The organism is Paenibacillus sp. J31R120, assembly GCF_056269225.1.
This window is the reverse complement of the sequence record NZ_JBWDNN010000014.1, coordinates 17,774-38,088: the sequence shown is the minus strand read 5'-3', so window position 1 is coordinate 38,088 and position 20,315 is coordinate 17,774. Positions and strand designations below refer to the sequence as shown.

General features: G+C 40.0%; 26 protein-coding genes. 4 read left to right on the top strand and 22 right to left on the bottom strand.

All coding sequences use genetic code 11. The annotated features are described in order from the left end of the window. Positions 1-6: 6 nt before the first annotated feature. The 15 genes from terL to AC0YNW_RS28015 all read right to left on the bottom strand — a co-directional run bounded on the left by terL (position 7) and on the right by AC0YNW_RS28015 (position 11,622). Positions 7-1,527 carry a phage terminase large subunit gene (gene terL, locus AC0YNW_RS28085; RefSeq protein ID WP_475834693.1) on the bottom strand — a complete coding sequence of 507 codons (1,521 nt, stop codon included), beginning with the start codon at positions 1,525-1,527 and terminating at the stop codon, positions 7-9. Next, complete coding sequence (locus AC0YNW_RS28080) at positions 1,490-1,936, bottom strand: terminase small subunit (RefSeq protein ID WP_475834692.1); 447 nt, start codon at positions 1,934-1,936, stop codon at positions 1,490-1,492. The genes terL and AC0YNW_RS28080 overlap by 38 nt, the downstream gene beginning before the upstream one ends. A 764-nt stretch (positions 1,937-2,700) precedes the next feature. Further along, on the bottom strand, positions 2,701-3,174 hold the full coding sequence (locus tag AC0YNW_RS28075; protein WP_475834691.1) for a sigma factor-like helix-turn-helix DNA-binding protein: 474 nt from the start codon (positions 3,172-3,174) through the stop codon (positions 2,701-2,703). Positions 3,175-3,187: 13 nt separating this feature from the next. Then, a complete protein-coding gene (locus tag AC0YNW_RS28070; RefSeq protein WP_475834690.1) occupies positions 3,188-3,532 on the bottom strand; it encodes a hypothetical protein in 345 nt (114 codons plus the stop codon). A 340-nt stretch (positions 3,533-3,872) separates the two neighbouring features. Further along, entirely contained in the window at positions 3,873-4,091 is a 219-nt protein-coding gene (locus tag AC0YNW_RS28065; RefSeq protein WP_475834689.1) for a hypothetical protein, read from the bottom strand. Continuing rightward, positions 4,091-5,137 carry a hypothetical protein gene (locus AC0YNW_RS28060; protein ID WP_475834688.1) on the bottom strand — a complete coding sequence of 349 codons (1,047 nt, stop codon included), beginning with the start codon at positions 5,135-5,137 and terminating at the stop codon, positions 4,091-4,093. Before AC0YNW_RS28060 ends, AC0YNW_RS28065 begins: the two co-directional genes overlap by 1 nt. 301 nt (positions 5,138-5,438) lie before the next feature. After that, positions 5,439-5,861 (bottom strand): hypothetical protein, encoded by a 423-nt coding sequence (locus tag AC0YNW_RS28055; RefSeq protein WP_475834687.1) that lies wholly within the window; start codon positions 5,859-5,861, stop codon positions 5,439-5,441. Beyond that, a complete protein-coding gene (locus tag AC0YNW_RS28050) occupies positions 5,806-7,065 on the bottom strand; it encodes a replicative DNA helicase (RefSeq protein ID WP_475834686.1) in 1,260 nt (419 codons plus the stop codon). The genes AC0YNW_RS28055 and AC0YNW_RS28050 overlap by 56 nt, the downstream gene beginning before the upstream one ends. Positions 7,066-7,330: 265 nt before the next feature. Continuing rightward, entirely contained in the window at positions 7,331-8,089 is a 759-nt protein-coding gene (locus tag AC0YNW_RS28045) for a hypothetical protein (protein WP_475834685.1), read from the bottom strand. An 11-nt stretch (positions 8,090-8,100) separates the two neighbouring features. Next, the gene (locus AC0YNW_RS28040) at positions 8,101-8,430 is read right to left on the bottom strand and encodes a hypothetical protein (protein WP_475834684.1); all 330 of its coding nucleotides are present in this window, start codon (positions 8,428-8,430) and stop codon (positions 8,101-8,103) included. Positions 8,431-8,892: 462 nt separating this feature from the next. Then, positions 8,893-9,147: a hypothetical protein gene (locus AC0YNW_RS28035; protein WP_475834683.1), complete on the bottom strand. Its 255-nt coding sequence runs from the start codon at positions 9,145-9,147 to the stop codon at positions 8,893-8,895. Positions 9,148-9,296: 149 nt separating this feature from the next. Then, positions 9,297-9,941 carry a hypothetical protein gene (locus AC0YNW_RS28030; protein ID WP_475834682.1) on the bottom strand — a complete coding sequence of 215 codons (645 nt, stop codon included), beginning with the start codon at positions 9,939-9,941 and terminating at the stop codon, positions 9,297-9,299. Positions 9,942-9,952: 11 nt separating this feature from the next. Further along, positions 9,953-10,423: a hypothetical protein gene (locus AC0YNW_RS28025; protein ID WP_475834681.1), complete on the bottom strand. Its 471-nt coding sequence runs from the start codon at positions 10,421-10,423 to the stop codon at positions 9,953-9,955. Then, positions 10,407-11,363 (bottom strand): hypothetical protein, encoded by a 957-nt coding sequence (locus tag AC0YNW_RS28020; protein ID WP_475834680.1) that lies wholly within the window; start codon positions 11,361-11,363, stop codon positions 10,407-10,409. The genes AC0YNW_RS28025 and AC0YNW_RS28020 overlap by 17 nt, the downstream gene beginning before the upstream one ends. Positions 11,364-11,415: 52 nt before the next feature. Further along, positions 11,416-11,622 (bottom strand): helix-turn-helix transcriptional regulator, encoded by a 207-nt coding sequence (locus tag AC0YNW_RS28015; RefSeq protein ID WP_475834679.1) that lies wholly within the window; start codon positions 11,620-11,622, stop codon positions 11,416-11,418. A 94-nt stretch (positions 11,623-11,716) separates the two neighbouring features. Between AC0YNW_RS28015 and AC0YNW_RS28010 the strand changes: the two genes are divergently transcribed. From AC0YNW_RS28010 to AC0YNW_RS28000, 3 genes are all read left to right on the top strand, one after another. After that, positions 11,717-12,244: a helix-turn-helix domain-containing protein gene (locus AC0YNW_RS28010; protein WP_475834678.1), complete on the top strand. Its 528-nt coding sequence runs from the start codon at positions 11,717-11,719 to the stop codon at positions 12,242-12,244. 421 nt (positions 12,245-12,665) lie between these two features. Then, on the top strand, positions 12,666-13,127 hold the full coding sequence (locus tag AC0YNW_RS28005) for a helix-turn-helix domain-containing protein (RefSeq protein WP_475834677.1): 462 nt from the start codon (positions 12,666-12,668) through the stop codon (positions 13,125-13,127). Between the two features lie 248 nt (positions 13,128-13,375). Next, entirely contained in the window at positions 13,376-14,080 is a 705-nt protein-coding gene (locus tag AC0YNW_RS28000; protein WP_475834676.1) for a hypothetical protein, read from the top strand. A 116-nt stretch (positions 14,081-14,196) separates the two neighbouring features. On the opposite strand, the gene AC0YNW_RS27995 is transcribed toward AC0YNW_RS28000, so the two are convergent. Then, the gene (locus AC0YNW_RS27995) at positions 14,197-15,120 is read right to left on the bottom strand and encodes a hypothetical protein (RefSeq protein ID WP_475834675.1); all 924 of its coding nucleotides are present in this window, start codon (positions 15,118-15,120) and stop codon (positions 14,197-14,199) included. A gap of 926 nt (positions 15,121-16,046) precedes the next feature. On the opposite strand from AC0YNW_RS27995, the gene AC0YNW_RS27990 reads away from it, so the two are divergent. Continuing rightward, complete coding sequence (locus AC0YNW_RS27990) at positions 16,047-16,802, top strand: hypothetical protein (RefSeq protein ID WP_475834674.1); 756 nt, start codon at positions 16,047-16,049, stop codon at positions 16,800-16,802. A 75-nt stretch (positions 16,803-16,877) separates the two neighbouring features. On the opposite strand, the gene AC0YNW_RS27985 is transcribed toward AC0YNW_RS27990, so the two are convergent. From AC0YNW_RS27985 to AC0YNW_RS27960, 6 genes are all read right to left on the bottom strand, one after another. Further along, the gene (locus tag AC0YNW_RS27985) at positions 16,878-17,003 is read right to left on the bottom strand and encodes a hypothetical protein (protein ID WP_475834673.1); all 126 of its coding nucleotides are present in this window, start codon (positions 17,001-17,003) and stop codon (positions 16,878-16,880) included. Continuing rightward, entirely contained in the window at positions 17,000-17,545 is a 546-nt protein-coding gene (locus AC0YNW_RS27980) for an HNH endonuclease (RefSeq protein WP_475834672.1), read from the bottom strand. Before AC0YNW_RS27980 ends, AC0YNW_RS27985 begins: the two co-directional genes overlap by 4 nt. A gap of 31 nt (positions 17,546-17,576) precedes the next feature. Next, the gene (locus AC0YNW_RS27975; protein ID WP_475834671.1) at positions 17,577-18,038 is read right to left on the bottom strand and encodes a hypothetical protein; all 462 of its coding nucleotides are present in this window, start codon (positions 18,036-18,038) and stop codon (positions 17,577-17,579) included. Positions 18,039-18,071: 33 nt separating this feature from the next. After that, positions 18,072-18,452 (bottom strand): hypothetical protein, encoded by a 381-nt coding sequence (locus AC0YNW_RS27970; protein WP_475834670.1) that lies wholly within the window; start codon positions 18,450-18,452, stop codon positions 18,072-18,074. A 261-nt stretch (positions 18,453-18,713) separates the two neighbouring features. Beyond that, positions 18,714-19,787: a hypothetical protein gene (locus tag AC0YNW_RS27965; RefSeq protein ID WP_475834669.1), complete on the bottom strand. Its 1,074-nt coding sequence runs from the start codon at positions 19,785-19,787 to the stop codon at positions 18,714-18,716. Continuing rightward, a complete protein-coding gene (locus AC0YNW_RS27960) occupies positions 19,774-20,307 on the bottom strand; it encodes a Panacea domain-containing protein (RefSeq protein WP_475834668.1) in 534 nt (177 codons plus the stop codon). Before AC0YNW_RS27960 ends, AC0YNW_RS27965 begins: the two co-directional genes overlap by 14 nt. Positions 20,308-20,315: the final 8 nt, after the last annotated feature.

Genomic DNA, 20,315 nt, shown 5'->3' with positions numbered 1-20,315 from the left:
ATCACCTCAATAGAATGATTCTTCGTCATGATTGTAATCGTCATCATCTGAGTCAAAGCGTTCTCCCCTTGATCTCTGCTGTTCTGATTCAACGTGATGGAATAGTACATGCACCACTTCACCGGCAATCGAAGCCGTATCAACTTGGTCGTCATTTCTTCCTCTTGGGAAGCTTAACAATTCATCCTCGAAATCCGTCAGCCACGGCGCCCCTTCACGGTGGTATACCTTTTTGACTTCGTAACGAGCTGCGATGACCAACGATCGGGTAACCTTATCCTTGTCCACCTTAATTGCTCTAATGGACATTCCCTCTCGCTTGCATTCCTGTATCAGATTCGTGCCAAACGTTTTATCTTCAATCGCCTGGAACCGCGGTCTATATCGATATGACATCTCTTTCATGAGCGGCTTTTGATCCGGGCCTGTTACATGAGTTCGGTATACGTCATACAACAACAAGTCGTGGTCTGGCGTTACGTACCATGTACTTACAACGAAATAGTCATTTATTGTTTTCTCACTGTTCGCTGTATCCACCGTTTGAAAGGCCCAGCATTCCATCTTGTCGTAACGTTTGCTACCAACGATAAAGTAAGCGATGTTATGAATGATCTCTTCTCGGAAATATTTGAAATGTTCTCTTTTGAAAATAGTCCCTCCTGCCGCACTTGGTCTTTGCTGATACAGCGCATTGAATACGTAAGACCCTACATCACTTTTGATCTGCTCCAGCCTATTCGCATCAAATCCAAACTCAGGCCATAGTGGTTCGCCCTCTTTGCGTCCAAGGTAGTCGTTGTCCTCTGCTATAGCTGGAAAGTTTATGACCGTCCATCGTTCGCCTTTATGAGTCCCCTGTTCGATCTCCTCTCGCTCTTTCTTAAGTAACCGACCTACAAGGTCATCCTCATGCCAGCGCGTCATGACGACGATGATACGACCGTCAGGCGTTAAGCGTGTATAGAGTGTGGATTGATACCAGTCCCATACTTTCTCGCGCATGACCTCAGAGTTTGCTTCTTCTGCATTTTTCACTGGATCATCGACGATAGCGATCTTTGCGCCCTTACCAGTGATTGCACCGCCAACACCAGCAGCAGTAACGCCGCCTCTGTATCCATCTATGCCCCATGATTCAGCAGACTGGTTAGCTGGGTCTACCTTGACTTCAAACACGTCACAGTTGGTTGTAAGCGTGTCTCTCGCAATACGAGAAAAGCCCCGACTCAAGTCAATTGAGTACGAGGCTAATATAATTTCATCTGTTGGATGGCGCCCAACGTGCCAGGCAGGGAATTTCTTGCTCACCCGTTCGCTTTTACCGTGTCGAGGAGGCATAGTAACTATGACACGCTTCAGATCTCCGCTCGATACCTTCATAAGCGTCTGATCCAGCAAATCTAAATGTTTTCCTTCTCTATCCCGGTACTCGCTATCATAGTCAACGAAATAGGAGAAGTCTTGATACGACCTTGCTTGTCTTACATCATCCAGTGTCGGCAGTCTTTTCAATGATACGCTCAAGGTCGGCCAACTCCTTCATGCTGAGCTTTTTCAAATCGTGCTTAGCCTCCACTACTGCGGATACATCGCTCATAATCTTATCAACCGGCTTATACCCTGCTCGATCTAATAAATCACGCGCCGCCACAAGACGATCCTTGTGTTGTGCCAATGGGTCATTCATCACCTCAAGCAGCACGTTGAAGGCATTAACAGCGTTCTCCGTGAACATCATGCGCAAGTCCTTGTTAAGATTCTGTTCAGTCTTGTTAAGAAACTGTTGAACATCAACAGACTTCAACAACCTACTGCCCTGACTCGCTGCTGTTTTCTCACTATATCCTGCTGCTATGGCAGCTAGAGTGGCATTGTTGCCGTTCTTCAGATATTCTGTTACGAATATCATTTTTTGTGGCCTCAAGTCTGCCATGCTATCACCTCATTTCTTTCGCTTCTTCATATCCCAAATCATGTACGATACCGCATTTGTCACTATAATGAGCCATACCCACCAATACTTTATAAGCAATTGTCCTTGAGTCATGTTGATGAAATCATCTATCATACTTCATCCCCCATAAACAAAAAGAGAGCCAAGTGTATAGGCTCCCTCTCAAATTTATTCTGCAGTACAATGAGCACTCCGCATCTCATCAAGTTTCATTTCGTTCAATAGCGCATTTGACGCCTTAAACAAATCATTTACAGCTAACTGATACCGCGGATGCATATCCTTTCGTACCAGCCTTAACGATGCATTTCGGATCTGCTCAACCTGTTCAATCGTCAATCCGTCTTCGCATGTATTGTCGTAATACAAAGTCTCCATGATATCTTCCTCTCTAAACAGATGAAGGAGCCCCTAGGCATCGGGCTCCCTCTCTGCAAATATACCGCGCTTTCCCATAGACCAGTTCAGCACTATTGTTTTACATCCCTGTTGCCCATGACGACCGGGAAACCCGATCCTACGCAGCTTATATGTGATGCTCCCCCAGCACAACCTTAGACCGCCATTGGCTGCCGCGCTTTCGCAACGTTGTGTTTATCTGGCGCATGAGCTTGTCACCGCTACTGAGGAAACGGCGTGGACGACGACTGCGCATACAGCTATCGGTGGCCCATTCGCCAGTTTCCTATACTACAATCTTATACTGTTAAAGCGGACATTTACCATACATCAAAGCGGACATTTTAGGCTGGTTGGTCGAGTAATTCGTCGAGATTGATCACCTCTGGAATGCGGAATAGCACCAGTGCGTTTCTCAGCTTCCGACATGCCTCCTTGTGATATCGTCTAACCGTTCTTTCGTCTCGTTCGATATCTGCAGCGATCTCTGTAAGCGTCTTTGGCTCACGGTTCAGATACTTCTTCATGATGACTGTGCGCTCTCCGTCCGTTAGAACGTCCATTACAGCGCCGTCAATGGTCTCTACAACGCGCTTATAAGACTGATAGTCCATGCTGTCCTGCATGCTTAGATTGCCCATATCAGCCAGCCTGCCGACTGTAGCGAAGAATAACTCTGGCGCTCCTGATCCCCCATGCATGCCGCTATAATTGGCTATACCAGCTTGAGGGTATGGGTTATGTCTCTCATATTGCGTGACTGCGAATTTATAGCTTCGGTAATCTTTAAGCAGCTGCACGATCTGATCGTGATTCATGTTGGATTCCCCCTTAACTGTTGTGGTCTGCCATGAGTCTTATGCTTGATACGCTCCCCCATAAGCCTTTCTCTGGATCCAAACAAAGGCTTGCTTTGCTCGGACCTTCTGTTACTGGCTCATAGGTCTGTTCGAATATGTCAGGCTTAACGGGGTAATAGTGCTCTCCATCTGGCTCAGGTACTACATAATCCCCTATTTCGAGTAGTACCATTTGCCCTGCATGTATTGTGTGAACATGAGGTTGATCGTTTCCTGTAGCAAAACAGATGCCCGAATTGCACATGCCTTTTACAAGCTTTCCGTACTCTGTATATTGCTCAGCCTCTATCACTACTGGCTTCTTCCGATACTTCATCGTACCCCTCCTAAACTTTGTTCATATGCACGATACCAAGCCGCGCAATGTATAACGCTTTATTCCATCCTGGATGACTCTACCCAATGCGAAAAACTTCATACTCTCGGGATCTGACTCATACCACCAGTCGCCCTTCTTTAATGCCCATCCGATGGCTATTGTATGTTGCTTCTTACCGCTTAACCGACAGTAGAAGAAGTTGATATGCTTCTCTTTCATGTGATGCTTACCGAAGAAAAGTATGTCGCATACCTCCTTTTGCTAATTCAAAGGGAACCACATTTTTCACTACTTGAGTGTTGTGGTTCCCCTTATTGGTGGTGCTATGGACTGCATTCTATTTCATAAATCTCTGTGCTCTTAGAAACTCTCTTAATCCCTCGACTACTTCCATGTCATTTGTGACAAGTTTCCCTTTTACGTAGATATCTCCGTTTTGCTCGAATCGAAGTATCTCTTCATCACCCATAATGGTGAGTATCGATGATGGCGCCAATTCACCCTTAAACATCTCTACTCTTGGATACCCTGATACATCCCTCTCGCGACCATTCATTAAGCCGCACCTTCCATCTCTTCTTGCGTCAGAACGCCGCCCGTCCTGTTTGCTAGTGCGATCAAAGTTTGTTCGATAATTTTCATTCTTAGTGTGTACTCCGACCTTGTAACTGGCGCATCATCCGACTGTATAGCCTCGTGTTGATCCAATCCGTAGGCTGTGGTCTCTTCACTTTGAAAAGTTAACTCCGGTGCTTCTGGGGCGAAATCAATAGGCTGGTTAGCCAGTTCTTCCATTTCTCTCTGCGCATATTCTTCGCGAAATCGTTGTACCTCTGCTTCTGTCTCCAGTACTCTATATAGGCCGAGTGTTAAGCGGCTAAACGGTTCCATTTGTTCGCCTGTACCAGCTCGTTTAGCGGTGTAGTGCGTCCTTTTAAGTCCATCAGTCCATTGCAGATCGTATATTGCTGGACGGCTCTCCAAGTCTTTCTTGATCTGCTCTTTAGACTCTTCATATGTGATTCCAGAGCTTGTTACCGTCGACTTGCTGATATGTTCGCGTAGGCTGCTAATCTCAGCGTCTTTCCGCTTGCTGTTTTCGCGTTCCTCGTCCAATTGCTCAGTGGCGTTCCGCAGCTTAGCGCGAAGGTCTGCCACTTCCGTATTAGCCTGGTCTCGTTCACTTCTGACTTCCGCAATCAGATCGTCGCGATTCTGGATCTCTCGTTCATAGCTGGCTTTGACGGTCAAAGCGTTAAGTAACTCTTTCTCGAATGCGCTGGCGATAATCTCAATCTTCTGCTCGATATCAAAAGATTCAGTAGCCAACACCCACGATAGCGGCATTGTTTGGTCCGTACCCGGCAATGGCAGAGACTCAAGCGATTCATAGATTGTCATGCTTACCGTTTCAGACGTTGCCGCCAATTGTTCCAACTCTGTTTGCTTCGTCCGAATACGTTCATTCACGCTCGCCAGTTCATTGTCTGCCTGTGCGTATTCTTGTGTGCCTGGGTATGATTGATTCTTTCTGTCCACCAAGTTTTGGCGGCGATTATTCAGCTCTTCTATCTCCGTTTGAAGCTGCTCCCTTTGGCTCATTTAGCACCCTCCGATAATCAATATGTTGATAGTATTATTATACTATTTTCACACGAATAAAACCAGTATAATCCCTGTATTATCAAGGTTTTATCGGAGTTTATACAACTTTATTTAGAAGCTTATATTCAATCAATATGTTGATGTTTTCAGCTTTTAACTCCTTTCAATTATTCAAGAGTTATTCAACCGCGCAATCTCTCTTCCAGCATTTTTAATTCTTTGGCTATCGCTTTCCGCTTATGACGATTCTCTTCTTGATCTACCACGTTGACAAGTCGCAATATTCTGTCTAATGTATTCACGCAGCGTCCCTCCTCATCTCTAACGCATTTAATTTGACCTTCAAATCATTCAGCCTTTCCAGGTATCTCCTACGCTTGTCTGGGTCAGTCTCTTTCTCGTAAAGTGCCTCGCCCTTTTCTATTCGCTCAATTGTGTCGTAATAATCATGATTCTCCATTGCATGTAGAAGGTTGGACAATATTTGTTCATGAAGATCGAAGGACTCATCCCAGGTATATGGCTCATCCATACGAGCCAGCAACGATCGTACTATACCTTCAGTGACTTGTTTATTTTTAAATGCTGTCATAATGATGCTGGTGCATCGCTCACGTTGCTCATTGTTATATTCTTGAAGAGTGACATATTCAAAGTTCATTTCATCAGCGGATAACCGAACTAATTCGTTGGGTCTCTCGTTGATAATAAAGTTCTGCACGGCCCACCTCCCCATTACGCTGCTTGGTGAAGTTAACTTCCAATATTCCCTTCTTATCACTATCTGGATTGTAGTAATCATCACGGTATAGAAGTGCGATAACATCCGCGCTTGTCTCAATTCCAGTCGACCCCGAGAGGTCAGAGTTACCTGGTCGTTTGTCCGTTCGCTCTTCGACCGATCGTGACACTTGAGATAGACCCATTACATGACAATCGAACTCCTTTGCAGCAGCTCTTAGTTTTCTACAAACCCTCCCAAGAGCACTCCCTTGATTATCGTTAACTTCTCCTTTTTCTTTCACGTCTTGGAGATAGTCGACCACTACGAAATCCAATCCAAAATCCCTTTTCCTTCGTCGCATTGAATCTGCGATATATTCCGAATCTACACCTCGATGATCGTCTATATGTAGTCCAACGAGCAAAGGCTTCTTCTGCAGCATCAGATCATAAAAGGACTTGTCCAATCTTCCCGTCCGGAACATCTTCAAATTCGCCTGACAAAGATTCGCCATCATACGATAGAAAATTTGTGTCTTGCTCATCTCGAGAGAATACACGCCGACTTTATAGCCGGCGATGTGTAATCTCAAAACATTTTCAATCATAAAAGCAGACTTACCCATGCTCGTCCTTGCACCTACTACCGAGAAATCGCCTCGCTGCCATCCCATTGTCAAACTGTCGATCTCAGGCAGTCCTGTTCTCATTCCATAAGCCAGTTCAGGATTTTCGTAAATCTGAAGGACATGTGCCGCAAACTGATCGAGGTCATCACTTATATCCGAGTCATCTTCCAAATCAGTGTTCGCAAGAGGATCTATTTCTTTTTTGGCGAGTCGTAGCACCTCATCAACATCATCACCTTCAGTTAGTGAATGACTGATCTTGAACGCAGCATTTTTAAGCTTCATGGATAAGTGCTCTTGCTTGGCTCTCTTGATCAAAAAAGGAATACGTTCTTCGCTATAAGCGATGTTTCGAAGACTTGCCACTGTTTGAAGATGTTCAGTTGGTGTTCGATTCACTACACCACGGTAAGACAAACCCTCCTCTTCACTGGTCTGAAGCATGATGTCCCACAACCATAAAAGATCCTTAAACAATTCCGGCTTTAAATGTCTCTGGTATTCATCCCATGTCTTAGGGAAGGCTAGTATGCTCCCCAGCAGCTCGTCTGAGTGACTCCAAGTAACGCTCATTAGATGACAAATCCTCCTTGCTTGGAGTGTATAAGGGCAATTGGCTTGCAATTGATCCCTTTCGGATAAGAACGGATATTGAGGGTGCGAACTCTTTTCCTAATCTCAAATAGTCTTCAAGATTAAGAACCACTCGTTCATATGACTCTTTCTCTAACCGATCCACCCAAGACGTAATAACATCTTTATCTGGCCTCCAGTTTGGAAAGTACGAAACAACTCGTTTTACTAAGTCCTTTGCCTGCTCCCTTTCCATGTCATCCTCCTAAATACTATCTATAAGCTCGTGTAAGGACTTGTGACGGGCTACAGTCTCTTTCGGACCCTTTGGGAAGCCATTAATATTGTTTCGCTCCCAAGTCCGTACAGCAGCCTTCCAGTTCCTCATAGCTGTCTTTCCTACCTTCCAGTCCTTTGAAGTGTAATGATCATACCAATGTACAGGATCAACGCCATTATTTCGTTCTGCACAGTATGCAATTACCTCTTCTAGTGAAGGTTTAATAAATTTCTCAGGCGCGGTGGATGCGTCAGCGTCCACATTATCTTTTATATCTTTTGAAGGTGAAGGTGAAGGTGAAGGTGAAGGTATGCAGTTCGTGAGATTTGCGCGTGACTCCGCGTGATTTCGCGCATCTGCGCGCACTTGCGCGTCATCTCGCGCAGTTGGCGGAGGGTATTTGCTCCCGTCATTTTCTCGCTTCTCTCTTCTGATATGCGTCTGGTGTTTGAACCACTTGTCTGCAGCCACACTCATATAACTCTTTCCTTCTACCTCATAAACTTCGAGCAATTTACCGTCATATAGAGTAATCGCCTTTGTTATAAAATCAATTGTTATGAGTTCGTTCGCTTGAAACACACTGTTTTTAATTTCACGGGGAGAAGCTTTAGCTCTCCCCCAGTCATCGAAATACGTCAGAAACCAAGGCCATAATAACGCTGCTAGCGGTTCTGCTTCTGCTATCTCACTCAATGTCTCGTCATAAGACATAGCACTTGATATGAATACTTTTCTAGCCACGCCTCCACCGCCTAACTAATTTCACTTAAATGGGGGATCCCGTGCATAACAGACTGATAAATCGCCTTGTCTTTTCTAGTTCTTGGCGTGTCATGTGTTCGAGTCAGGACGTGTTCCTCATATTGTTCTTTATCCAATTCACCAATGAAATCCCAACCTTCCAGAAGCTCCGATCCATGAGTCCAATTTACGTAAAAATGAACATCTTTAGCTGGATTATTAATATGCTTCACCCAGAACTCAACGGACTTAAACACCCTGATTCTCGACATTTTTGCTGCTTTCATTTCGAGCTTCAACTCTCTGTAAAACCCTCGTTTATGCTTAATCTTTTTTGCCATTCTCCACACCGCCTCAAATTATTGTCTTCAACTATGAAATGAATTGCTGATATATATCATTGCAACGTACAGGAATCAACGGATATTACGCACCCATAAACGACCTAGACTCTTGTTCCAACTGAGCGAAGAATAGGTCACGGTGGAGCCTTACCTTCTTGCCATTCACCCATCTTGGACGCCCTGGTTCACGCATGATTTCATAAGCCGATGACCGACTGCAGCCACAAATCTCAGCTATGTGCACTGCTCCGAGTAGAATAGGGTATTCTTTCACTTCTGATCCTCCTTTTTCTTCGCTGCTAACTTCTGATTAAAGCGCACTACTAGTTGTATTAATTTCTTCCACGCTTTTTCACTCATTGGCTTTCCGTCTGTTCCAACTGGTCGCATATTAAGACCTCCTGGATTAGTAAGGGGTATGCTGGTGCGCACACCCCTGCTTATCTATGCCTGCAGTATTTAACTGATCCCTTTTTGAAGTCCCATGAAGTAAGGCTCCTCGCTACTAAACACCCCTACTTCCATTTCATTAGCTGCTGTTTGTGGTTTCGGTATGTTCGAGATAATTCGGTTCATATCGGCAATAAACTGGTTAACCGTTGGCCTTGGCTCTATTTTCATAAGTGAAATAATATATTCTACCTTCTTAAGCTCTTCCTCTGTCAACAGACTTTCCCATAACTTTGGATTAGATATATCGAGTGTGTTCTTCATAAAACCCTCCTGGGAGGGCTGCCCCTTCTCTGAGACATTGTTATAAGCTATAATGCTAGGAAGGGTGCTAGCCCTGTAATGTTTGCTTCACCTATTCTTCTTGGTCGGAGTGGTAGGTGAGCTTGTCGCCTCTTTTTTAGAGGCGATTTTCATTTAACAACCTTCATATGCCTTGGGACGGGACGCTTGACTCTGGATACTTCTCCAGTGTCGTTATTGCGGATAAAACTCTTACCTTCTCGCTCTTCAAGGATGTACGTCGTGATGCCCTTGTCTTCCAGAAACTCCTCCATGATCCCCTTTTCGCCTTGACACCTCCTTAAGTTACTTGCAGTAGACAAGAAATGAACTTCAAACAAAGTAATCGCAATATTCTGATAATCCCAGAGAAACCTATCAACAGTATTGCCAATTTTCTTATCGGCACCCAGTCCCTCTATCATTTTTTTAGTATAGAAGTAGTCCTTCCTTTCGTATCGAGCCCCGTCGTATTGCTTGTCAATCGGGAAAACCCTCTCGAAGTCATTAGGCGTTAGCGTCGACATTACAGCATGTATGAAGTCCATTGTTTGGAATCTAAGTTCAAGATTTTCATAGCTCATATTCTCTTCGGGCTGGTGATTTATCATCTTAACTCCGTAATATACGAGGCGCTGCCTCTCGATGAGATCCAAGTCAACAATAAGCTTGTCAGATTCAATTGTCCGGTCCATGCATCGGATGTAAGCATTTAAGTATAAACTGTAGAGGTCAGGCTTCTTCCTCGTAACTGGGGGAACCAGTTTTAAACTCATGTATTCACCTCTTATGCACTTTTTTGGTTAAGCATTTTGTCTGCCACACGGATAGCGTCTTCTAACTGACCTGACACCTCCAAATAAACTGGCGTTGAAATCTCCTTGATGTCATTACTCTTGCAGTAGTTCGTCATTCGAAGTTCCAGGTTCGTGCGGTAGGCTGTGTTATAGGCTTGTATGAAGTCGCGGTAGCCTTTATTGAAGTAGATCCCCTTCTTAGTAGCGTAAAGACGTATCATCTTGTTAAAGCGGTCTCTCAGGTCGCCTTGGATGTTCGTGCAATCGATGTTGTCGATACGGTGGGTAACAGTCTCCAACTCTTGCGACTGTATCTGTATAATCGCCTTCATCTTCTCGCTTTCATCCTTCAGCAGCTCAACTTCCTTCTCGAGCATTCGCGTCTTCCGAATCATGATCTGCTGCTGCAGGAGATCGAGTTGTTCCGGCGTCATGCTATCAACACTAGCTAACATCATCATATTGTGCCTCCTTTACGATAATCCGATTGCCATTCGGTAAATAACGCCGCATGTCCTCACACCAGTTCTCAACAGAAGAGATCATATCGCTGAGATTCTTAATGACGATCTCGCTGTCTAGCCGTTCCAACGCCCTCGAATACCGGACAGGAGCGAGCTTCGTTTTCAGGAAATTGTCGATCTCAACTGAGAAGCCGGATAGCGCTGTTGCGGATTCGAATTGCCTTGCGAGGTCATCTTTCTCTCGATGAAGGAAGGATATTTTCTTCTTGAGTTCCTCGTACTCCTTCGAATCCTTTTCATATGAGTTTTTAAGACTTTTTGTGGCCTCTAGATGCTTTTTCGTATCGGTAAGCCGCTGCTCTAGTTCATTGATTTTGGCTTTGCTTCTCTCCAGTTCACGTTGTACATGGTCAGGAACAACTTCTACTGTCTTCGTCTCTACCTTGGGGAGCTGGCTCTTAGCTTGTTGCCACAATTTCTCGAAGTGTTTGGCGCTGCTTGACTCTGCTGAGGCTGCTGCTTCTGCTTGGGCAGCGCGAAGTTCAGCCTCCATTATCCTTTGTTCTGCTTCTTTTATTTGCTTAATAGTTGTATCTCCAATAATAATTTCTGATTGTACTTGTGACCTGACTTCGGGTTCCATTCTTGCAAGAAGCAACGACTTTTTATGCCCCAATTGACCGCACGTGCGGTCAAAATCTGTGCCAAAAGAATCCGCCACCAGTATTCGATCGTCCATATATCCACGTTTTACATTCCAAGATTGCTCACAATAGGACTCAAAATTAGAAAACCCAAGTTTCTTGTATAAACGTTCGTCGCGAATCTGTTTTATTTTAATTATGAATGAGTAAGCAAATCGTTCAGACACTTTAAAGTCAGCAATTGCTTGCTCATGAAGTTCATTCGCTCTTACGCTAACACTTGTCAAAGTCATTTCACACCACCTTGTTATTGGTTCAATTTGTGCTTATAATGTTTCTATGTTTCTATCCTGCATCTTCAATTAATTCATCGATACAATTAACTTTGTACAAAGGTTTTAGTTTCAATGCCATATTTAGGGACAATCCACGCATTCCACGCTCAATTTTATTGTAATGCGATAACGTGATCCCTAGTTGGTTTGCCACTTCAGATTGAGTAAGAAAATTTATCTTTCTCAAGTACTCAAGTTTATTTCTTGGTTTAGCCATAAATCAAATCTCCTTTCCGAACAAGTTATTAGTTCGTTTTGAGATAAATATATAGCACATTTTGAACCTAGTCAATCATTTAGGAGGATTTTTCGTGGAAATTTTTTCTGCCCGCTTAAAGTGGATCCGAGAATCAAAGGGTTTTACGCAAAAACAGATGGCCGAAAAGATAGGAATGACCCAGTCCAGTTACTCAAAATATGAATATAATCTCAGAGAACCTAATTTGGAAACACTCGCTAAATTCCCACAACATCTTGGAGAAAGCACCGATTTCCTAATTGGAGTAACCGACTTCACCAGAAATGCACAGAGTGTGTACAATGAATTCTGTAGGGCTAGGGATAATTACGATATATTGCTAATGGATTTGGAAAAAATCGAGATTGATCCTAACGATCCAGAAATTCTGTATAAAGATTACGATCCTAATAACATATCTGAAGTCAATAAAAAGCTTGCTAGCCTTAAAAAAAACATCCCATTGTGGAAACAAAGATATGAACTTGCTGGTGAAAAAACAATTAAGATGCTTAAGCAAATACCACATGTAAAAAATAAAACAATTGACTCCATTACAAACTATAAAAGTATGCTAGATTTATTAAGTGAAAACAGTTAATAATACATCATTTTTTTGGTTCCTTGGCTAGCGTTAAGTACAGCTTAGGGTAATTACCGGTCCATTTAATAAATCAATTAAGGCGTAACTTACTGGTACGCTTTTTTTTTTACTTTCCTTATTTACAGACGAACATATAGTATAAGGAATATGTTACTGTTCTTCTTGTCATATTGAATATCAAACGTTAAAATAGTCCATAATGGAATTAACCTACTTATTGACTATTTAGACATAAGAGATCTTCGGTCTTATTAACGGCTGGCAAATCTAATTTATTTGCCACTGTTGTTTAATTCATAAGACTAGACTCTGAATGAATTCTTATTCGGCCTTTTATGTCCATGTTTTATGACATATTGGACTTGTTATTAAATAATAATTCCATTTCGGACTTACGTCAAGCGCAGGAGTTGTTTTTGTGTTCGCATTTTCTGATAGGCTAAGATATTGCCGCGAAAAAAAAGGTATATCACAAAAGGATATGGCCGAATTAGTTGGAATGTCTCAATCGGGATATAGTAAAGTTGAAAACGGTTCTAGGCAACCGAACTTAGAACTTCTGGTTCAATTACCTCAAGTTTTAGGTGAAACTGCTGACTTTTTACTTGGTGCTGAGGATTTAGATTCTGAATCAAAAGCCCTTTACACCGAGATTAAGAAGTTAAAAGAAGGCATCGATGAAGCTAAGGGGTTTCTTGGGACACACAGTGATGATCCTGAATTAACCATGGAGTTCCATAAATTAGCGAAAGAGAAAATAGAGCTAAGCCAACGGCTTCTTCAAATAAACAAGTTAGATCTTCTTAAAAAACTACAAACTATTCCTCATATTAACAATCGTAAGTTGGCTGAAATCGTATCATTTCTAGAAAATGACTAAGATTAAAAATTAAAAATGGAGATTAGAAGTATAGCGCAACCCCGTGTTGTGCTTTTTTGTTGGTCAGAGATGACTCGACGTACCACCCATTCAGCACCATATACTTCAAATAGCTATAGTTCTGATCTTGTACCATTTAATTTACAAGTGTTTGCAATCAAATGGAACAATTTGTACAATGTGTCTGTAGGCTTGGTACAAATGTCACAAGCAGATCAAAATAAATAGTGAATTGAGAGGGATCCAAGATGCTTACATTTGAAGAATTATCATTAGCTGAGCAAAATGAAATAGCACATGCGAGGATCACATACAGCAATTTTTATATCAATGCAAAGGAAATAGTTGAGTTTACCGACAATTTCTTAGACCAGCATTCAAATGAATCAGAAGCTTATTTATTTTTTATGTTTTACTCGCAAATGAATATTTCCTTAAAACTTGCTTTATTATCTATTGTTAGAAGACACGATGCGCAGGCTGGAATGAACATCCGTTATGCATTAGAAACAGCTGTATTGGCTATGTATTCATTAAAGAACCCTGTTATTAAGGATTATTTTAAAGAGGATGGTTCGGCTGAAGAACTAAAAAAAGTAAAAAAAGCTGCAAACATTTGGCTTGAAGAAAATTATAAAGAGTTTTCTGATAACGTTAAAAATCTAAAAACCCAATTAAGTAACCATATGGCGCATGCCAACTTAAGCCAAGTTGTTAATAGCTTTTCCCTAAAAGGTAGAGAAGCATTTGTAACCAGTTTCTTTGACAATGAAGATATCAACAGGACAAAAGAAAGATTGAGATGGATAGGAAATATCTGTTTATCTCTGATTGTTCAAGTAGTCGAAATCTCAAAGAAACATCCTTACATTAAATCTTCTGATGAATATGAGAAAACATTGCTTAGACTAGCTTATGAGAATCAAAGATTGGCCGAGGAACTTAATAACTAAACTCTAATTAGGTCTGAGATTATATAAAGTGTCCATCGTGGATATTAAATGTAGAAAAGCAGAGCAAAAAAAAGCGGCAGCCAAGAAATTTCCCTGAACTGTCGCTTTTTTTAAGGTCAATTAATATTTTCTTCTTCATCTTTTTCTTCTTTTTCTTCTTCTGCCACTGTACAATGACACTGGTCTTCGATTCTGTAATCATTACATGTATAACACATCTCCATTGCCGTTACTACACCACCATCTTTGTGGTTTGCACACCTATACCAAAGGCATATACCACTATCCAGTTCATCTGAATAAATTAAAGAATTTGCTCCACATTCAGGACATTCCCGGTATTCTTCCAAAGAAATATTCAATTGACTGAATGAGCATGCCGCACAATTAAACGACTTTGGGTAACCAAAACTGTCATAAATAATAAACAAACCATATGAGCCACATGCAAAGCAACTACCAATTGTATAGTCCTCAATACCTTCTTTTTTTAGAATGTCTTTTTGATACGCAATCACATGTTCCATTTGAAATGCATCTGATAATCTTTTTTGTAATGAATCATATCTATTTTCAACAACGAGGTAGCTGAAAGCCGGCGCTAACAACTGGTAACTCAATCGTAACAAGATACCTCTTATTTCGTCCGTAGTCGCTTTATAACAGAAATGCTGAATTTTATTTCTTAAACGAGAAGCTTCTTTTGAAAATACATTTAGATTAGCTTGGCTAAAGTCTGGAGCATACTTTTTAACTGCATCACATAGAGGACTAATCTCCAAAGATCTACAAGAATACAGCTCATCAAGAGTAGGCTCTAAAGGATTTAAGCATTTTTTAAATAAATCATTTTTGTCAAAGGCGTATATCGGGTTGACTCTGTAAAGAATCTCTTTCAGTAATAGTTCTGATGCGTGACAGAAGTCTAGAACAACTCTCTTATACTCAAAATGATCATTTGTTAATACTGCATTTGATAGATGTTCCAAACCATGCTCAATTGAGTCATAGGCATTTTCCCATAAAGATATCCTTTGCAAAATGAACCCCCCACTAAAATAATTTCAGTCTCACCCTAAGATTTCATGTACTTTTAGAATCAGCAATGGAAAAATATTATCACTCTCTATAGTATTGGATTATATCCGATCTGAGCTTTCTCGTCCTTAGTTATAGCTTTTTAAAGTTTGAGAAGAAAGACTTATATTTTGATTCTATAGACATACACAATTTCCACATACCTGCCGATTACAAACTTATATCTAATCATGGGAGAGTGTGGAAATGATATTTTTCCGGGAACCTCGGGTTTTCCCCTTAAAAATGTTTCTCATTTACTTGGTTGTGCGGTTTTGTATACTGATATTCAATGAACGTGAATTTGACATCGGATCCGAGATTCTTGAAGCGTTTGGTGCTGCTTTCATAATTATAGTGGTTTACGTAATCGCCAGCATCATACCGATAGGTCACCATTCCTCTTCTCCCCTTGAAATACAGGAAAGTATTCTGAAAAGGATTAAACGGGACACCGAATTCGTCATCTTAGACGATTACCGAGGGATATATGATTACCCTCAAATAAGATTCGAGGATGAAAAAATATGCCGTACGTACACTGCAATAAATAATCCTGAACAATTAATAGTTAAAATTGATGCCTACATAGAGGTTCTACATGAACTAAACACAGGAGCTGCGGATCGGCACATCAAACGGATACAAAAGATGAGGGCTGAAGCTCAATACATGCTGTTGAATCATGTGGAACGTACAGTTAACTTATAAAGATTAATAAAAATATGATAATTACAATAAGAAACCAACAATATGTGGCAGCCGTATTTTGTAGGAATTAAATCTTGGTCTAAGCACAAAGCACTATTCTATCCCGGCCATCAATCCCATGGAACAAATGTCTATGATAAATAATAAAAAATACAGATTCGTTAGGAGAGAGAGCAAAATGATATACATAACGCCAAAAATCTATATAATTAAAAGAATGAGAAAGCTTATCGATGAGGCGATTGATCAGGGGATAGAAGTCGAAGAATATGATCTTATTGAAAGAATCGCCAAAGAGTTAAGAGAAGGGGTATCAAATTTTCAAACTATTGAATCTAATATTATTGAATCAATTGAAGATCTACCATTTGGAATTTCAAAGTTCAGTTTTTTTACAAAATTATATGAAAGGAACGTATTAATTGCATTCAAAATATGGGAAGAATTCAGCCCTGAGCAAGCAAGAATTCATGTTGGGCAACAATTAAAAGTTTATAAAGATGAGATTATTACTAATAGATATAAATTTATGGACAGACCTGATATGAATTTATCTATAAATCAACTTTGCAATCTTTCTGAACGGAGCTACTTATCAGACCTCGAGCATTATATTACGGATTTTGATGAAGAAAGAGAACTTATAGAAATGAATGAACGGCAAGTAACTAAATTCTTAAACATATACAAAAGTGATAATCCTTGCTTTATAGTTATTGGTCAAGAAATATCTTTAGAAAATATGTATTTAACTGTTAGTGGAGAGAATGTTACCGTAACAAAAATTCTATCAACAGCTTATTACGGTGAAGCAAAGGATACTAATGGAAGGTTTATCGGAACATCAATCGCTTGTGTCGAAGGAATACTAGAATCGAATGATAATATTAACATACCTTTCAATCGAGATATTATGATAAATGTACATTCCTGAAATTAGTCAATTCGCTCGACTTTACAAAATTTCGTAAAAGAAACTCCGTATAAATGAGATCAATGGATTTCTTGTTTAGGCGACAGTACAGGTCTTTTTAAAACTGTACGTGACTGTCGCCTGAACACTTACTAATTCAACATCTATAGCCCGATTAATTTTGATCCTGGCGTTTAATTCAAATGCTTCATCTTCAATCATAAAGGTCCTCCTTTCAACCTCTCAGCTATTACCGCTACAATACTCGAGAGGGTTATTTCCGCCCCACCTCTAGCCTGGTTCATATGTAATCCGACTTTACTAAATAGCTCTTTGTAGCTTTGCTCATCTTTTAACAATGCATCGATTTCCTTTAATCGAACATCCAGACCAAAATTCTTGAGTTCTCTCATGATGAGCAGACTTTGATCATATGAATGATCTTGTTTCTCAACCCATTCTAGGAATGCCTCTCTGGATCTTGTATTCGGAGCTCGATCATGGCAGTCGCTACACATTAGAAACAAATTTATTGGATCATCTTCCCCGCCGAACTGTTTTGGGATGATGTGGCATATTTGTAGGGGAACATTGTTCCAATTATCGATGATCTCCTTCTTGCTGGCATCGAGATTTTCTAGGCAATACTTCTGGCCCCAATGACGACCACACGCCCAACAACAAGGCTCTGTCCAATCAAATCCTCTGCGGTCTAGCCACTCCATCCAATGCTCAAAAACTTTAGATTTTGAAGGGATCGTCATAAAGGCTTCTCCTCATTATCTACTTATTTTTTTAATTATTAATTCTTTTAGTTAGTCTTTTTATATCATTACTCATTGCCTTACATGCATTTTCAAAATTATCATTCCATTCAGTTTGAGAATGTATTGATTTATCAATACCCTCTAATGTCCTTAGCTTATTAGTCGAGACAGATACCTTTTTCAGAGCTTCTTGTGTGCTACTTGAAGCAATTAATCTAGCAGAGTTGTATGCTTTTAGATATTCTTGATACTCCAAACCAACTCTACCTGATACATAGACATAATTCGAAGCTGTTGTAATAAAATTTTCATATAAGTCGATCCGTTTCCTCAATAAGATATCCAATTCAAGGTTTCTTCTTTGAGATTTAGTTTCGATAAACTTGGTGAAAATTGCAGAAAACACAGCAGCGATTGAAGTAATTCCAGCCACAATTATGGCAACAATTTGTGGTATACTTTCTTTCATATCATCATAACTAAGTCTCACAATACAACATTCTATCTCATATCATTAATAAATCTATCTCCTTTGCTTTGTTGGACCATTATTTCCTGGTATTCGTTTACTGAGATTTATTAAAGAGTCAATACCAGTTGTATTTCCGTTAATAACTTGTGTAAATACATCTTTTAATAGATCAGTTTGTGTAGTCTTTTCATATAGTCCAGCTTGTGTCTCCATTGCAATTTTTAATTTTTCGATTTCTTGACCATGAAGCTCTTTTAATTTATTTAATTCTGAGTCTTGTTGTGATTTTAGCTTTTCCATTTCGAGATTTTGTAAGTTTATCATTTTTTTAATTTCTGAACTTGATTGATGACGTGCTCCCAAATAAGTAATTATTGAAGTTGCAATTGGAACGATAATTGCTGTTAATAATGTTAATGTAGTGTTATCCATCTTCAATCCCCCTAAGTTTGTAGTTTATGTTCGGGCAACTCTACATCTCTCAACTTTGATATCACGTTACTATTTTACCATATATATGAAACAACCAAAACTTACAATTCTAATCCATCTTCTTTACGTTTTGTCTATCTAATTGTCCCACTCCCCCACGCATAGAGGCTTTGACTTAATAAGGTACGTTAAACGACGTATAATTAACCATAAATCAATTGAAGGCCTGTCAATCATATGATTGACAGGCCTTCAATTTTCTTAAGCTTTGATTGACTCTTGAGTTTGATTAACATTTGGAATCACTGGATTATCCAAATCATTATTTATTGACCTTTTTCCCATTGGCTTTTTGTAAAGTAACCAAAGAAAAACTCCAATTAAAATTAAAGCTAATACACCAACTACCCCTGCGGCTGTAAAGGCTCTTCTAACTGAATCCCAGTTATCCGTAAATACTCTGTAGGCTCCTCTATAATCTACAAAAATAGCAGATGTCCCTACTGATGCACCTAAGAAGCACATCATCAAGCTTACAACTAACGCTGGATACTTTTTAACATGATTGTGATGACAATGTTCTTTACAGCCACACGACTTAATATATTTCCCTGAAAGACGAGCAATACCGCTCATAAGAACAAAGGTTAGAGTGATTATTGTAGCTATCACAATACTCGAAAAGGTTAATACCTTACCAATAGGTGCATCTATGTTTCCAAATAATGATCTAAGAACATCCAAACCACCAAACGCAGCAAATATTATTGTTGTAAATATTCCAAGTACGGTAACAAACTGAGTAAAAATCTGATTTTTCACATCAATAATTTCTGTGAATTTTTCCTTAGTGTCCTCGACCACTCCAGCTATGGACCTTACTTCATCCCGGTGTTGTTCGATTTCGGTTTTAAAACCCAAAATGTCCTTCCTTAAATTCTCTATTTTCACTGTCGAAATTTTAGTATTTTTAAGCATTACCTGGCTTTCCCTAAATAATCTGAATAAAGCTGCATCTACATATTGCTTTTGATTTCTTGCTAGGCTGATATGATCAATTAGTTTAGATAGCCTTTTTTTATACTTATTAAAATATTCAACTTCCAGGTTAAGTCTAAAAATAGAATTAAATACTGCAGCAAGATTTAGATCTAAAAACTCAATTTTCTCATCAGATAGATCGAATATATATTGGCTTGCTTCTGAATACTGATGACGATCATATTTTTCATAGAATAAAAAAAGTTTCATGGAAAGCAAATCAATGTCATCTTCATTTGAGAAGGCAACTATAGATCCTTCTCCTAAAATTGTTACAATTTCATCGCCCATCATCTAGAAGTCCCAACTCCTCTAAGTAATGAGGGTTTTTATCAAAAAAGCTTTCCATTTCATTTTTATCATATTGAATTTCTTTTTCTCCTCGAAGAATCCTTTCCTTATCCTCTAGCCAAATTGAATGGAGATGAGTTAATTCAACCAGTTTAAGGCCATCATACCTTAGGAGCTTTCTTATTAGCGGCCTAATTTCGTTTCGCAGTTCTTTGTTAAGTTTAGTATGGTCGAATTCAACCACCTTCATCTCGAAGCTGTCAGTGTCAAATACTGTTTCAGTTGGAACGAATGTAATCTTACGAGGACCAAAACCTTTATATTCGTGGTATACCTCAGGCACTACAGGTCCAAGTTTCCATTTTTCAATATCCTCATTGAAAAGCGGCTTGCCATATATGTGCAAGGAATAGGCTTCTAAATAATAAAGGACCTTTTGCAATTGTAAGTGGGTGATCGTTTTAGAATTCTTTAAAGCATATGTGACAACGTAGTGGGCTATATCTAGTGCCCTGCTGCTCATTAGATACC